Genomic DNA, 14,446 nt, shown 5'->3' with positions numbered 1-14,446 from the left:
GACAGTCAACCAAGATCATTATCGGGGACTTTTCAGGGACTTTCAGCTCTGTCCGAGGGACTTTCAAGGGACTTTCAGCCGCGTAACACGGCAAGCCCCCGAAAGATCGGAAAGGGCCTCCGACGCAGGTCAGAGGCCCTTCCGGGGGCAAAGCCCCTGGTACGGCGGATGGAGCCGGCCTATACGCCGGGTTCTGTCTCCCGGGGTGCTTGCGCGGCCCGGGGAGGCGGCCATCCATCTAGGGCTGCCGTTGCCGACAGCCTCGTGCGGTCTACCCGCGGACTCGGGCGAGCAGCCCTCAGTCATCCGCGCACGGCACCCGAGGGTGCCGATCTTGACCTTGCTCCGAGTGGGGTTTACCTAGCCGGCCGAGTCACCTCGGTCGCTGGTGGTCTCTTACACCACCGTTTCACCCTTACCTGTGGCCGAGGCCGCAGGCGGTCTGTTTTCTGTGGCACTGTCCCGCGGGTCACCCCGGGTGGGCGTTACCCACCACCCTGCTCTGTGGAGCCCGGACGTTCCTCGGCGGGCCCCCGAAGGTGCCCGACGCGGCCGCCCGGCCGGCTCGTCCGCCGTAGTGGTCATCGTAGCGGTTCGCTGCGGCTGCCCTGGACGGGCACCCGCGGGGGGTCGAGGCGGGCGGCCACCTCGGCCGCGGTGCGGGCGGCCCACGGGGTGGTGGAGACCACGCCGAGGACGAGGACGGCGAGCCCCAGGGCGGCCATGATCCACCAGCCGGCGTGGGTGGCCTCGGTGAACCCGGCGGAGGTGGACGCGACGCCGGCGGTGACCACGGTGCCGAGAACGGCGACGCCCAGGGACTGGCCGACCTGCCGGCTGGTGGAGGCGACGGCGGCGGCCACCCCGGCCTGGGCGTCCGGCATGCCGGAGACCGCCGCGTTGGTGATCGGTGCGTTGACCAGGCCGAAGCCGATCCCGAAGAGCGCGTACGCGGTGATCAGCAGGCTCGCCGGGGAGTCGGCGGCCAGCCGGGTGAGCAGCACCCCGCTGGCGGCCATGGTCGCGCCGGCGGCGACCAGCGGCAGCCGGGGCCCGCTGCGGCCGACGATCCGTCCGGACAGCGGGGCGGCGACCAGGGTGAGCCCGGCCATCGGCAGCGTCCACAGGCCGGCTTCGACCGGGGTGCAGCCACGGACGTCCTGGAGGTACAGGGTGTTGAGGAAGAGGAAGCCGCCGAGCGCCGCGAACGCGCAGACCGCGCTGACGGTGGCGCCGGTGAACGGCACGCTGTGGAAGAACCGGGGGTCGATCAGCGGCTGGGCGACCCGGCGCTCCCAGAGCGGGAAGAGCACCAGCGCGGCGAGCGCGACGGCGCAGAGCAGCAGGATGCCGGGCGAGGTCCAGCCGTGCCCCGGGCCCTCGATGATCGCGGCGGTGCCGCAGCCGAGCAGCAGCACCATCAGCAGTTGCCCGACCGGGTCGAACCGGCGCGGCTTCGGCGCCCGTGACTCCGGGACGTACCGCCAGGTCAGCGCGGCGGCGGCGAGGCCGACCGGAACGTTGATCAGGAAGATCGACTGCCAGCCGGCGGACTCGACCAGGGCGCCGCCGATCAGGGGCCCGAGCGCCATGCTGATGCCGACCACACCGCCCCACAGGCCGATCGCCTGGGCCCGTTCGCGCGGTTCGGTGAAGGTGTTGGTGATGATGCTCATGGCGACCGGGTTCAGCATCGAGCCGCCGACGGCCTGGAGCGCGCGGAAGCCGATCAGCCAGTCGAGGCCGGGCGCGAGGCTGCACAGCAGGGATCCGAGGACGAACAGCACCAGGCCGAGCAGGAAGATCCGGCGCCGGCCGACCCGGTCGGCGACGGACCCGGACAGCATCAGCAGCGAGGCGAGCACCAGGGTGTAGGCGTCGATGATCCACTGGAGGCCGGAGGCGGGCGCGTCCAGGTCCTTCTGGATCTCCGGGAGCGCGATGTTCACCACGGTGTTGTCGAGACCGACGATGAACAGGCTGAGACAGCAGATCGCGAGGATCAGCAGGCGGCGGCGTCGGCCCGCACCGGGGTTCTGTGCGCTCACGGAAGGATCATCGCACCGGCGGCGGCCGACCGCGCCCCACCCGCGTCAGGCCGGGGCGAACCGCACCGTGCGGGTGGCCGGGTCCGCCGTGGTGAGCCGGACCCGGATCCGCCCGCCCAGCGGCAGCTGCCCGACACCCTCGCACCGGGCCACCACCGCCGGGTCGCGCAGCTGGACGGTGCCCGTACCGGGCCTGCGCTCGTCGACGTCGATGACGACGGCCTCGAAGTCCTCGCCGACGCGGCCGCGCAGCAGTTCGGCCTCGACCAGGTCGACGCAGGCCCGTTCGACCTCCCGGGCCCGCCGGTCGCCGCTCTCCATCAGCCCGGGGACGCCCGCCAGCGCCTCCTGCACCCATCCGGGGACGTCGGCGCCGCCCGCGACCGCCGCGCAGATCTCTTGGGCGTAGCGGTCTCCGAGCCGCCGCAGCGGGGCGGTGCAGTGGGCGTACGGCGCGGCGAGCGCGGCGTGTCCGGGGTCGGCGGGCGGGTGGGTGCCCCGGGCGGCGTCGAAGGCCCGGTAGCCGGCGCCGCGCAGCAGGCCGGTGCACTCGTTGAGGAAGGCGGCGTCGGTGGTCCTGGCCGGGTCGAGCGAGCGGATCAGCTCGGGGTAGGGCATCCGGTCGGGCCAGTCGACGTGCAGGGCTCGGGCGACCCGGCGGAGCCGGGCGTACGCGGACTCGGGGGCGGCGGGGAGGGTGCGCAGCAGTCCGACGCCGGCGTCCAGCATGAGGTCGGCGGCGGCCATGCCGGTGAGCAGCGAGATCTGGGCGTTCCAGCCGTCGGCGGGGCGGGGGGCGCGGTAGGCGAGCCGGTAGCCGCCGTCGTCGGTCTCCACCTCCTGTTCGGGCAGCGGCAGGCTGACGCCTCCCCTGGCCTGTTCGCGGGCCTCGCGGAGCCGGCCGATCTCGGCGAGCAGGTCGAGCTGGCGGTCGGCGGTGCCGGCGTCGACGGCCTGCTGGACGCCGGCGTAGTCGAGCCGGCGGCGGGAGCGGACCTGGGCGCGGCGGACGTCGGCGAGCAGGACGGCGCCGTCGGAGTCGAGGTCGAGCTGCCAGAGCAGCGCGGGCCGCAGTGCGCCGGGGAGGAGGCTGGCGGCGCCCTCGGAGAGCCGGGCGGGGTGCAGCGGGACGGTGCGGTCGGGGAAGTAGAGGGTCTGGATCCGGCGGTGGGCCTCGGTGTCGACGGCGCCGCCGGGGGCGACGAAGGCGGCGACGTCGGCGATCGCGTAGTGGACCCGGTAGCCGCTGCCGCGCCGGGCGAGGTGCATGGCCTGGTCGAGGTCGAGCGAGCCGGGCGGGTCGAGGGTGAAGAGGTCCAGGTCGGTGGCGTCGAGCTCGGGCAGCCGGGGCAGCGAGGCGGTCCGCTCGGCCTCGGCCAGGACGTCCGCGGGCCACTCGGTACGGATCTCCAACCATCTGCGCAGTTCGGCGAGTTCGGTGTTGATCCGGGCGGTTTCGGCGGCTCGGACCCTCAGGTGTCGACGCGGCATGGTCGCAGCGTACGGCCGACCGGGCCGCTCGGCGCGGCGGGCGCGCGACGGGCGGGGCGGGCGCGGCGGGTGTGCGCCCGTAGGGTGGTGATGGCGAAGACGGTTGCGGCGAAGGGGGTTTGACTGTGGTGGTCAAGGCGACGGGGATCGTGGTGTCGGCCGGGCTGGCGGCGACGGGGGCGCTGCACGCGGTGTGGATGCGCTCGCCCTGGCCGCTGGCCTCGCGGGCGGAGTTCGCGGACGCGGTGGTCGGCGTGGGCGAGGAGCGGGCGCCGACCCCGGCGATGTGCGCCGGGGTGGCGGGCCTGCTGGGGGTGGCGGCGGCGCTGGTGGGCGCGCGGGCCGGGGCGCTGCCGGCGGTCGGTCCGGCCTGGTCGGCGAAGGCGGGCAGCGCGGTCGCCTCGGGGGTGCTGCTGGCGCGCGGGCTGGGCGGGCCGGTGCTGTACGGCAGTGGGCGGATCGCCCGCACGGAGCGGTTCGTGCGGCTGGACCGGCGCTACTACTCGCCGCTGTGCGTGGCGCTGGGTGCGGGGGCGGCGCTGGTGGCCGTCCGGGGGCGGGGCGGGTCCGCGTAGAGTGGCGGGGTCGTCTGCCACAAAGTGTTGAGGGGTGTCGCCGTGCTGGTCCTGCTGCCGCCGTCGGAGGGGAAGGCCGCTTCCGTGGCCGGCGCTCCGGTCGCGCTGGAGTCGCTGTCGCTGCCGGGGCTGACCGGGGCCCGGCGGGCGGTGCTGGACGCGCTGGTCGGGCTCTGCTCGGGGGACGAGGAGCGGGCCCGCGAGGTGCTCGGGCTGAGCCAGGGGCTGCGCGGCGAGGTGCCGCGCAACGCGGCGCTGCCCGGCGCCGGGGCGCTGCCGGCCGGCGAGGTGTACACCGGGGTGCTGTTCGACAACCTGGCGCTGGCCAAGCTGGACGAGGACGCGTACGCGCGGGCCGAGCGCTCGCTGCTGGTGTTCTCGGGGCTGTGGGGCGCGGTGCGGATCGGCGACCGGATCCCGCCGTACCGGTGCTCGATGGGTGTGAAACTGCCCCCGATGGGGGCGCTCGGGGCGTACTGGCGGGGTGCGATGGCCGATGTGCTCCCCACGGTCGCGGACGGGCTGGTGCTGGACCTGCGCAGCTCGGCGTACGCCGCGGCGTGGCGGCCGGCCGGCGAGCTGACGGCGCGGACGGCCACCGTGCGGGTGCTCCAGGAGCGCGAGGTGGACGGCGTGCTCAAGCGTTCGGTGGTCAGCCACTTCAACAAGGCGACCAAGGGGCGGCTGGTGCGGGACCTGCTGACGGCGGGCGCCGAGCCGGCGTCGCCGGGCGAGCTGGTGGACGCGCTGACCGGGCTGGGCCACCGGGTGGAGGTCGCCGCGCGGGGCACCGCGCGCAAGCCCTGGCAGCTGGACGTCGTGGTCACCGACGTCCACTGACGGCGGCGACGACGGCTGCGGAGGCGATCGCGACGGAGGGCCGGGCGGTCGCCCGGCCCCGCGTCAGCGCAGGTGCCCGGTGTCGTTGAGCAGCCGGACCGAGGCGTTGCCGTCCGCGTAGTACTGGACGGCGCACAGCGAGGCGGCCGACAGCTCCATCCGGTAGACCGAGTCCGGCGGGGCGCCGAGCGCCAGCCGTACCAGGGTCTTGATCGGGCTGACGTGCGAGACCATCAGCACGGTCTTCCCGGCGTACCGGGCGAGGGTCTTGTCCCGGGCGACGCCGACCCGGTGGGTCAGGTTGGTGAAGCTCTCGGTGCTGCCGGTGGGCCTGGCCTTGGCCGAGCCGAGCCAGGCGTCGAGGTCCTCCGGGTACTTCTGCTGCACCTCGGCGAAGGTCATCCCCTCCCAGTCGCCGAAGTCCAGCTCGCGCAGGCCCTCCTCGATCCGGACCTCCAGGCCGAGCCGGGCCGCGACGGCCTCGGCGGTCTGCCGGGTGCGCAGCATCGGGGAGCTGACCACGGCCTGCACGGTGCCGCGCTCGGCCAGCGCCGCGGCGGCCCGCTCGGCCTGCCAGCGGCCCCTCTCGGAGAGCTCCGGATCGCTGCCGCCGCTGCCGGAGAACCGCTTCTGCGGGGTGAGCGCGGTCTCGCCGTGCCGGAGCAGCACGAAGGTGGTCGGCGTGCCGAGGTCGGCGGGCGCCGCCCAGCCCGCCTTGGGTGCGGCGGGCTCCGCCAGCGGCTGGTCCTCGGGGACGGCGGCGGCCGGCCGGGCCCTGGGCTCCCAGGCGCGGCCGGCCTGGCCCGCGTCCATCGCCTCGTTGGCCAGCCGGTCGGCGTCCTTGTTCTGCTCGCGCGGGATCCAGCGGTAGGTGACCCGGCCCCGCGGCAGGACGGTGCGGGCCTCGGCGGCCAGCGGCTGCATGTCCGGGTGCTTGATCTTCCAGCGCCCGGACATCTGCTCGACCACCAGTTTGGAGTCCATCCGGACGTCCACGACGGCTTCCGGGTCGAGCTCACGGGCGGCCCGCAGGCCGGCGATCAGCCCCTTGTACTCGGCGACGTTGTTGGTGGCCCGGCCGATGAACTCGGCGGCCTCGGCGATGATCCGGCCGGTGTCGCCGTCGCGGACGACGGCTCCGTAGCCGGCCGGCCCCGGGTTGCCCCGGGAGCCGCCGTCGGCCTCCACGACCAGCCTGCGGGGGGTCACCGGGTCAGGCGCCCGACTCGGCGGTGCGGACCAGGATCCGGCCGCAGTTGTCGCAGCGGATCACGGCGTCGGCCGGCTCGGCCTTGATCGCGTTCAGGTCGGAGACCGCGAACTCCACCCGGCAGCCCTCGCAGCGGCGCTGGTAGAGCCGGGCCGCGCCGACACCGCCCTGCTGCTCGCGCAGTCGGGTGTAGAGCTTGAGCAGGTCGGCGGGGACGGCGGCGGCGACCACCTCGCGGTCGCGCTGGACCTTGGCCGCGTCGGCGTCGATCTCGGCGAACGCCGCGTCCCGGCGGACCTCGGCCTCCTTGAGCACGACCGAGGCGTGCTCCAGACGGGCGGTCAGCTCGGTGACCCGGGTCTCGGCGGACTCCATCCGCTCCATGACCTCCAGGACGACGTCCTCCAGGTCGCCCTGGCGCTTGGCGAGGGAGGCGGTCTCGTGCTGGAGGTTCTCGAGGTCCCGGGGCGAGGTGACGGCGCCGGAGTCCATCCGCTGCTGGTTGCGGGCGGCACGGGCGCGGACCTGCTCGACGTCCTGCTCGGCCTTGACCTGCTCGCGGGTGGTGTCGCCGAGCTGGGCCTGGGCGGCGACGACCAGGTCCTTGAGCGCGGTGTGGTCGGCGCCGGCCTTGTCGATCTCGGCGTGCTCGGGCAGGGTGCGGCGCCGGTGGGCCAGCTGGTCCAGGCGGGAGTCGATGGCCTGCAGGTCGAGCAGGCGGATCTGGTCGGCGGGCGCGGCGTTCAAGCGGAGGGCTCCTGTGTCGATCGGTCAGCTGGTGACGCGGTGGGGACGGTGACGGCGGTCGGACCGCGTCGTGGGTGTCAGGGGGCGGACGGCATCGGCGCGTGCGCCGTCCACGGGTCGGTGACCAGGGTGGAGACCTTGGCCTCCAGCGCCCAGCCGTGCCGGTCGGCGGCGGTGAGCAGTTCACCGGCCGCGAGGTCGAGCCAGGGCCATTCGGTGGCCCAGTGCGCGGCGTCCACCAGGGCGACCGGCGCCGCCTCGGTGGCCTCCGAGGCCGGGTGGTGGCGCAGGTCGGCGGTGACGTAGGCGTCCACCCCGGCCGCCCGGGCCTGGGCCAGGAAACCGTCGCCGGACCCGCCGCAGACGGCGACCCGCTCGACCAGCCGGTCCGGGTCGCCCGCGACGCGGACGCCGGCGGCGGTGGCCGGGAGCCCGGCGGCGACCCGGGCGGCGAAGGCCGACAGCGGCAGCGGGGGCTCCAGCACGCCGATCCGGCCGGTGCCGCGGCGGCCCGCGGGGTCGCTCGGGTCCGGCACGAGCGGGCCGGTGACCCGCAGACCGACGGCGTGCGCCAGCGCGTCGGAGACCCCGGGGTCCGCGTGGTCGGCGTTGGTGTGCGCGACGTGCAGGGCGATCCCGGCGCGGATCAGGGTGTGCACCACCCGGCCCTTGAAGGTGGTCGCGGCGACGCTGGTGGTGCCGCGCAGGTAGAGCGGGTGGTGCGTGACGACCAGGCCCGCGCCCCATGCGACCGCCTCGTCCACCACGGCCTGGACGGGGTCGACGGCGAACAGCACGCGCTCGACCTCGGCCTCGGGATCGCCGCAGACGAGGCCGACGGCGTCCCAGGACTCCGCCCAGCTCGGCGGGTAGACCTCTTCGAGCACGGTGATGACGTCGGACAGTTTCGGCACCTGTCGAGACTACCGCGAAGCGCGGGCGGCCCCGGCCCGTGAACCCGTACAGCTGCTCGTCAACCAGCGCGCGGGGGCGCACCGCAGGTCGGCCGACCGGTCCGGAACCGGCTGAACAGCTGTTCCCGGCCCACAGGGCGGGGGTCGCACGCATTCGAAAACGAACCTGGATCACCCTTACGAGTGAAGTGACCCGATCGGCGTTGAGTCACGTAGGTGCCGATAAGTAACTTCAGTGGTGCAAACGAGAGTTGTCCCCGACCTGGGGGGTCAGGAAAAGGGACGCCCCGTCGAATTGCCCGCCCCCGTCCGCGACCACCGGAAATCACCGGCGGAAGCGGACGGGCCGGGCCGGCGGAGCGGCCGGGGCGCTCTCGTGCTCCACAGGACCGATCGGCGAGGGCCGGCCGGCCCGGGACCACCCAGCACGGGCCCGGGCCGGTACCGACGAAGGGGTGTGAAGCAGATGGGGACGGGCACACCGCTGCTCACGGCCGGGGGGACGGGATCGGTCGGCGACGGGCCGGTAGGAGTGGACGGCGCGTTGGTGGAGGTGGCACGGGCGGCCGTGGCCGGTGCCGGGGGCCGGGGAGGTGACGGCGGTTGGCTGACCGCCGTCGACGGCCACTGGTGCACGGTCCGGCCGCCCGGCCGCGACACGGCCGGCCGGGGCCGGCGCCTGCACATCAGCGCGCCCACCGGGTCGGCCGCGCAGGTACTCGCGGCGGTCGGCGCCGTGCTCGCCGGGGATCCCTGTGCATTCACGTTCGCCACCGACCGGGAGAAACTCCGCGCGGTGAATTCCCGGAACCGCCGGACGGGGGCCGACGGGACATTCATCACGGTCTTTCCCCGGGACGACGCGCAATTCCGCCGGCTCTCCGGGGAACTGCACCGCGCCACCCGCGGTCTGCCCGGCCCGGTGGTGCTCTCCGACCGTCCGTCCGCCTCCCGCGCCGGGTACGGCCTCGCGGCGGGCCCGCGGCGCCGGCCCCGGGCGGTCGACCCCGTCGAGGGGAGGGGGTCGACCGGGCCCACCGGGGTCCGGCCCGCCGGCAGCGTCCTGCTCGGCGGCCGGTACGCGCTGACCGCACCCGTCCGGCGCGACGCCGGCGGCGCGGTGTTCCTCGGCCGGGACACCGCCACCGACACCGAGGTCGTCGTCAAGCAGGCCCGCCCGCGCGGCGCCGACGGCACCGGCGCCGACGGCACCGGCACCGACGCCCGCGCGGCGCTCCGGCACGAGGCCCGGCTGCTGCGGCGGCTGGACGGCCAGGAGCTGGCCCCGCGCCCGCTGGACTTCGTCGAGCAGGACGGCTCGCTGTTCCTCGTGCAGGAGCGCCTCCCCGGCCGGACGCTGGACGCCTGGGTCGCCGCCCGGCTGCGCCGCGACGGCACTCCGGGCGTCCCCTGGGCCGAGGCCGGCCCGATGGCGCTCGCCCTCGTCGACCTGCTGGAGCGGGTGCACGCCCACCGGCTGGTGCTGCGCGACCTCTCCCCCGCCCGGGTGCTGGTCCGGCCCGACGGAGGGCTCTGCCTGGCCGGCCTGGAACTCGCCACCGAGGCCGGCGCGGTGGCCGGTTCGGCCGGCCTCCCCGGCTACCGCGCGCCCGAGCACCACCATCCGCGCCGGATCGTCCGCAGCGAGCCCGCCGCCGACCTGTACGCGCTCGGCGGGCTGTTCCTCCTCCTCGCCACCGGCCACGACCCGCTGCCCGACGACCTGCCGGGGCCGGGCCGGGGCGGGGAACGGCCCGGCCCGGCCCTCCGCGGCGGGGAGACGGCCCGCCGGCTGGCCCCCGTCGTCCGCGGTCTGCGCGCCGACGCCCCGGAGGCCCGCCTGCCGCTCGGCCCGGTCCGCGCCGCACTGGTCACGGCCTCCCGGCGGGTGCCGGCCGGCCGCCCGGCGATGCTCGGCGCCGGCCTGGACCGGCTGATCGACGACGGCCTGCGCCACCTCGCCGGATCCGCCGTCCCGCGGCAGCGTGACCGGCTCCGGCCGGCCGTTCCCGCCGCCGCACGGCACGCCGCACTCGGCCTGCTCGCCCGGGCCTGCGCCGCGCCGCTGCCCGCCGGCACGCACGCGGCTGTCCGCGAGGCCACCCGGACGGCCGCCGGGTGGCTGGAGCGGCACACCCGCGCCGAGCCGGCGGGCCAGCTCGGCACCCACCCCGACCGCTCCGCCACCGCCTGGGCCCTGCTGGACGCCGCCGAGGCACTCGGCGACCGGACGCTCGCCCGGCGCGCCGCCGAGCTGGCCCGCCGGGTGCCGGTGGAGTGGCCCGACCCGGACGTCTGCCACGGCGAGGCCGGCACCGGCCTCCTCCAGCTGCGGCTGCACCGCTCCACCGGCGAGCCCCGGTTCCTGGAGCGCGCCGCCGCGTGCGCCCGCACGCTGCTGTCCGGCGCCCGGCACACGCCGCACGGGACGCTCTGGCCGGTGCCCGGGGAGCTCTGCTCCGACCTGGCCGGCGGCGTCCTGCCCGGGTCCGCCCACGGGGTGGCCGGTGTCGGCGCCTTCCTGCTCGCCGCCGCCGGTGCCACCGGGGACGCGGCGCTGCTGGACGGCGCCCGGCAGGCGGCGGACACGCTCGCCGCGACGGCCCGCCCGGGGGGCGGCGGCGCCCGGTGGCCGTGGAGCACGGGAGAGCCGGCACACGTCCGGCCGGCGCACCGGTGCTCCGGTTCGTCCGGGGCCGGCACCTTCCTGGTCCGGTACTGGCGGGCCACCGGCGACCCGGCCGCCCGCCGGCTGGCGCTGGCCGCCGGGGAGGCGGTGCTGGACGCCCGACGCCACGGCGGGGCGTCCACCTGCCACGGCCCGGCCGCGGACGGCGAGTACCTGCTCGACCTGGCGCTGACCACCGGCGACCCCCGGTTCCGGTCCGGCGCCGAGGAGTTGGCGACCCTGATCACCGCCCGCGCGGCGCTGCGAGAGGGCCTGCTCGTCCTGCCCGACGAGAGCGGAGCGGGCTGCGCCGACGCGTACGGCACCGGTGGCCCGGGGGCGCTCGCCTTCCTGCTGCGGCTGCGTCACGGCGGCCCGCGCAGCTGGGTGGATCCGGAACCGGTCGCCGCCGGCCCGTTCTGACCGTCCGTGTCCCCGCCCGACCGACCACCGAAGGACCAGCCACGGAAGTAGGCGAGCCGCCGATGAGCAGCACCACCGCCCGCACCGCCGCCCAGGCCCTGCGCCGGGCCGGCTTCACCTTCGCGGCCGACGGCTCGCACGCCGCCTGCCTGGCGGCCGGCGCCGACGGCGGCTGGTACCCGGAGACCTGGCGGCTGCCCCTGCACGGCCCCGCCGAACCGACAGCCCTCCCGCTGCCGGGCGACCGCTCGGAGAACCTGCGCTCCCAGCTGGTCTCCCTGCCGGACGGCCGGGTGCTGGTCTGCCGGCACGACGGCGACCGGCACACCCTGGTCCTGCTCTCGGAGGTCGCCGGCCGGGCCGCGGCCGACGAGCAGCAGGTGGCCGTCCTGCGGCTGCCGGGCCTGCGGCTGCTCCCGGTGCCGGGCGCCGGGGCCGGGTTCCCGGTGGCGGTCGCCCTGGGCACCGACGGCCGGCCTGTCACCACGGTCTGGCTGGTCCGGGCCGACGGTTCGGAGCCGGCCCAGATCGCCGAACTGCCCGGGCTGCACGGCGGCGGGGTGTGGCTGGACCGCGGCGGCCGGCTGCTCGCCCTGGACCGGGTCGCCGGCGGCACCGTCAAGTCGGTCGTGCTCGACCTCGAACTCGGCATCACCACACCCCTGTTGGAGATCGGCGAGACCAGCAACGACCGCCTGGTGCTGTTCGACCCGGACACCCGCTTCGGCATGGTCCGCAGCGACGCCCCGGGCGCCGACCGGCTCGGCTGGGGCGTGATCGGCAGCGGCGAGCCGCTGCGCTTCCCGGACTGCCTGCACGTCACCGGGCGGTACCTGCAGCCGATCGCCCTGGCGCCCGCGACCCCCCAGGAACCGGACAGCCCGCGGGTCGCGCTGCAGATCGACCGTGGCGCGGCCTCCACGCTCGCGCTCTGGCAGCCCGGCGGCGGCCTGCGACCGCTCCCCGTCCCGCCCGGCCGGCTCGGCGCGGTCGGCGCCTGGTCCGCGGCCGGCCTGCGGATGCCGTACTCCGCGCCCGACCACCCGGCGGCGCTGGCCACCCTGGAGGTGGACACCCTGCTCGGGCAGGGCCCCGGGACGGTACCCGGCAGCGTCCCCCTCCCGCTGCAGCTGGCGCCGCTGGCGCCCGGCGGCGCCGGACCGGTGCGGTACGCCCGCGGGACGCCCGCCGGCTGGCGGCTCGACGCGAGCGCGGTGCCGGGCGACGGCGGCCACTGGCACCCGGCGCAGAGCCTGGAGCTGGCCGGACCGGCCGGTCCGGTCGAGGCCGTGGTCTACGGCGGTGACGCCTGGCTGAGCACCCCGCACCTGGTGATCGCCCTGCACGGCGGCCCGGCGGACGCCTGGCGGCTGGAGTTCGACCCGGCCCTGCAACGGATGGCCGGGGACGGCATCGCCGTCCTCGCCCCCAACCAGCGCGGCTCCACCGGGTACGGCGCCGAGCACGCGACGGCCGTCAACGGCGCCTGGGGCGGCCCGGACCTGGAGGACGTGCTGCACCTGCTGGAGGGGGTGGCGGGCCAGAGATCGGCGCTCGGCCTCGAACCACCGGCCCTGTTCGGGGTCAGCTACGGCGCGTTCCTCGCGCTGCTGGCGACGGCGCACGCGGCGCACGGGCAGGTGGCGCGTTGCGCGGTGGCCGCTCCGTTCCTGTCCGGTGCCCGGCTGCTCGCCGAGGGGGCCGCCCCCGTCCGGGCCCTGGCCGCCCGGCTCGGCGGCGACCGGCCGCTGGACGACGCCCGCGGCCCGCGCGACGTCCTCGGGCTGGCCCACCGGCTGACCGCACCGCTGCTCATCCTGCACGGCGACCGGGACGAGGTGGTGCCGGTGAGCCAGTCCCGGACGCTGCGCCACGAACTGCTGCGGCTCGGCCGGGTGGAGGGCACCGACTTCCGCTACGTCGAGGCCGTCGGCGCCGGGCACGAGATGCTGGTCGAGGAGGGCGCGGCGGTGCTGCACGAGCTGCTGGCCGGATTCCTGCGCACCGGCCGGCCCGGGTAGCGGGCCGGTGACGGACTGACGGGGAGTCGGCCGGCGGGCCCCGGGAGCTCGGTAAACTGCCGTCCGATCCGCCGTCGTGACGCCCCGGTCCGGGGCGGGCCACGACCGCCCCCATCCGACGCCGCACCAGCGGCACCCGTAATCCCGCACGGAGAAGACGAGCTCATGTCCGACACCAACACCCCCACCGAGCACGGCCACGGCGCCTCCCGCGCCGAGGAGGCTGCCGAGGGCAGCGCGCACGGCCGGCACCGGGGTTCGACCGCGCCCGACGACAGCCAGGAGAGCGACCCGCACGGCCGCCACCGCCGCTGAGACGGTTCCCGTGGTGGCGGGCGGGGCGCGGCACACGCCCGCCCCGCCCGCCCCTCGGACAGCCCGGTCCAGGCCCTAGTCCAGGGTCAGTACCGTGCGCAGCGCCTCACCGCTGCGCATCTGGGCGATCGCCTCGTTGACGCCCTCCAGCGGCAGCCGGTGCGTGATCATGCCGGCCAGGTCCAGCCGCCCGGCCCGCCACAGGTCGATCACCCGCGCGGCGGTCCGCCGGACCTCGCCGCCGCCGTACATCGAGGGCAGCAGGCGCTTCTCGTTGAAGAACAGCTCGGCCATGCTGAACGACACCTGGTCGGCCTTGGCACCGGCGCCGATCACCACCACCGCCCCGCCGCGCCGGGCGGCGTCGTACGCGGCCCGGACGGTGGCCGAGCGGCCGACCGCCTCGAAGACGTAGTCGTAGCCGCCGCCCTCCTGCCCCTTCGCCGCGGCCTTCAGTTCCTCGGGCGCGACGGCGTCCGTGGCGCCGAAGGCCAGCGCCCGCTCGCGCCGCGACTCCACCGGGTCGACCACCGTGATCCGGGCCGCACCGCAGACCCGGGCGCCCTGGACGGCCGCGATGCCGACCCCGCCCGCGCCGATCACCGCGACCGACGAACCCGGCTCGACCCGGGCGGTGTTGACGGCGGCCCCCAGGCCGGTGGTCACCCCGCAGCCGATCAGCGCGGCCAGCTCGTACGGCAGGTCGGCGGGCACGGTGAGCACGCTGTCCGCGGTGACCACCACCTCCTCCGCGAAGGTGCCGGTGCTGTAGAAGCCGTAGGCGTCGGTGCCGCCGAAGCGGAAGTTGGGCACGGACAGCCGGCGCAGGCTCGCCACGCACAGGTGGCCCTGGCCGCGGCCGCAGTGCGCACACCGCCCGCAGGGCGGCATCCAGCACAGCACCACCCGGTCGCCCGCGGCGACGCCGGTGACGCCCTCCCCGACCTCGACCACCTCACCCGCGCCCTCGTGGCCCGGCACGAACGGCGCGGGCTGCGGCATGATCCCGGCCATCGCCGACAGGTCGGAGTGGCACAGGCTGGTGGCCCGCAGCCGGACCCGTACCCGCCCCGGCCCGAAGCCGACCGTCTCGACGTCCTCGCGGACCTCCAGCTTGTCCTGGCCGGTCTCGTGCAGGATCGCTGCGCGCATGGGGTGCTCCCGGGGTTCGCCTACGGGCTGGGCTCTGGCGGT

Annotated in this window: 11 protein-coding genes and 1 other RNA gene; 5 read left to right on the top strand and 7 right to left on the bottom strand. The window is 76.4% G+C overall.

The annotated features are described in order from the left end of the window. Positions 1–166: 166 nt before the first annotated feature. From rnpB to ACIOFR_RS01640, 3 genes are all read right to left on the bottom strand, one after another. An RNA gene (gene rnpB / locus ACIOFR_RS01650) (RNase P RNA component class A) lies at positions 167–568 on the bottom strand. Positions 569–581: 13 nt separating this feature from the next. Beyond that, positions 582–2,048: an MFS transporter gene (locus tag ACIOFR_RS01645; protein WP_400991614.1), complete on the bottom strand. Its 1,467-nt coding sequence runs from the start codon at positions 2,046–2,048 to the stop codon at positions 582–584. A 45-nt stretch (positions 2,049–2,093) separates the two neighbouring features. Further along, positions 2,094–3,539 carry an RNB domain-containing ribonuclease gene (locus ACIOFR_RS01640; RefSeq protein WP_400991613.1) on the bottom strand — a complete coding sequence of 482 codons (1,446 nt, stop codon included), beginning with the start codon at positions 3,537–3,539 and terminating at the stop codon, positions 2,094–2,096. Positions 3,540–3,664: 125 nt separating this feature from the next. On the opposite strand from ACIOFR_RS01640, the gene ACIOFR_RS01635 reads away from it, so the two are divergent. Further along, on the top strand, positions 3,665–4,114 hold the full coding sequence (locus ACIOFR_RS01635) for a DUF3995 domain-containing protein (RefSeq protein WP_400992115.1): 450 nt from the start codon (positions 3,665–3,667) through the stop codon (positions 4,112–4,114). A gap of 42 nt (positions 4,115–4,156) precedes the next feature. After that, on the top strand, positions 4,157–4,954 hold the full coding sequence (gene yaaA / locus ACIOFR_RS01630) for a peroxide stress protein YaaA (protein ID WP_400991612.1): 798 nt from the start codon (positions 4,157–4,159) through the stop codon (positions 4,952–4,954). Between the two features lie 63 nt (positions 4,955–5,017). Here yaaA and ACIOFR_RS01625 read toward each other — a convergent pair whose 3' ends face one another. From ACIOFR_RS01625 to ACIOFR_RS01615, 3 genes are all read right to left on the bottom strand, one after another. After that, entirely contained in the window at positions 5,018–6,163 is a 1,146-nt protein-coding gene (locus tag ACIOFR_RS01625; RefSeq protein ID WP_400991611.1) for a bifunctional RNase H/acid phosphatase, read from the bottom strand. A gap of 4 nt (positions 6,164–6,167) precedes the next feature. Then, on the bottom strand, positions 6,168–6,911 hold the full coding sequence (locus tag ACIOFR_RS01620; protein ID WP_400991610.1) for a zinc ribbon domain-containing protein: 744 nt from the start codon (positions 6,909–6,911) through the stop codon (positions 6,168–6,170). A 77-nt stretch (positions 6,912–6,988) separates the two neighbouring features. Beyond that, positions 6,989–7,825 carry a Nif3-like dinuclear metal center hexameric protein gene (locus ACIOFR_RS01615; protein WP_400991609.1) on the bottom strand — a complete coding sequence of 279 codons (837 nt, stop codon included), beginning with the start codon at positions 7,823–7,825 and terminating at the stop codon, positions 6,989–6,991. Positions 7,826–8,291: 466 nt separating this feature from the next. Between ACIOFR_RS01615 and ACIOFR_RS01610 the strand changes: the two genes are divergently transcribed. The 3 genes from ACIOFR_RS01610 to ACIOFR_RS01600 all read left to right on the top strand — a co-directional run bounded on the left by ACIOFR_RS01610 (position 8,292) and on the right by ACIOFR_RS01600 (position 13,252). Further along, positions 8,292–10,916 (top strand): lanthionine synthetase LanC family protein, encoded by a 2,625-nt coding sequence (locus ACIOFR_RS01610; protein WP_400991608.1) that lies wholly within the window; start codon positions 8,292–8,294, stop codon positions 10,914–10,916. A gap of 62 nt (positions 10,917–10,978) precedes the next feature. After that, the gene (locus tag ACIOFR_RS01605; RefSeq protein ID WP_400991607.1) at positions 10,979–12,937 is read left to right on the top strand and encodes an alpha/beta hydrolase family protein; all 1,959 of its coding nucleotides are present in this window, start codon (positions 10,979–10,981) and stop codon (positions 12,935–12,937) included. A 165-nt stretch (positions 12,938–13,102) separates the two neighbouring features. Continuing rightward, entirely contained in the window at positions 13,103–13,252 is a 150-nt protein-coding gene (locus ACIOFR_RS01600) for a hypothetical protein (protein ID WP_400991606.1), read from the top strand. Between the two features lie 75 nt (positions 13,253–13,327). Here ACIOFR_RS01600 and ACIOFR_RS01595 read toward each other — a convergent pair whose 3' ends face one another. Next, positions 13,328–14,404 carry an alcohol dehydrogenase catalytic domain-containing protein gene (locus ACIOFR_RS01595; RefSeq protein WP_400991605.1) on the bottom strand — a complete coding sequence of 359 codons (1,077 nt, stop codon included), beginning with the start codon at positions 14,402–14,404 and terminating at the stop codon, positions 13,328–13,330. Positions 14,405–14,446: the final 42 nt, after the last annotated feature.

Origin of the sequence: Kitasatospora sp. NPDC088346, assembly GCF_044740765.1 — a bacterium.
Taxonomy (GTDB): Bacteria; Actinomycetota; Actinomycetes; order Streptomycetales; family Streptomycetaceae; genus Kitasatospora.
The sequence above is the reverse complement of the archived record's forward strand: the minus strand, read 5'-3'. Positions and strand labels throughout refer to the sequence as shown.

Excerpts from the sequence above, each read along its gene's own strand:
- ACIOFR_RS01610 (WP_400991608.1), top strand. The coding sequence starts at position 8,292 with ATGGGGACGGGCACACCGCTGCTCACGGCCGGGGGGACGGGATCGGTC.
- ACIOFR_RS01640 (WP_400991613.1), bottom strand. The coding sequence starts at position 3,539 with ATGCCGCGTCGACACCTGAGGGTCCGAGCCGCCGAAACCGCCCGGATC.
- ACIOFR_RS01595 (WP_400991605.1), bottom strand. The coding sequence starts at position 14,404 with ATGCGCGCAGCGATCCTGCACGAGACCGGCCAGGACAAGCTGGAGGTC.
- ACIOFR_RS01605 (WP_400991607.1), top strand. The coding sequence starts at position 10,979 with ATGAGCAGCACCACCGCCCGCACCGCCGCCCAGGCCCTGCGCCGGGCC.
- ACIOFR_RS01600 (WP_400991606.1), top strand. The coding sequence starts at position 13,103 with ATGTCCGACACCAACACCCCCACCGAGCACGGCCACGGCGCCTCCCGC.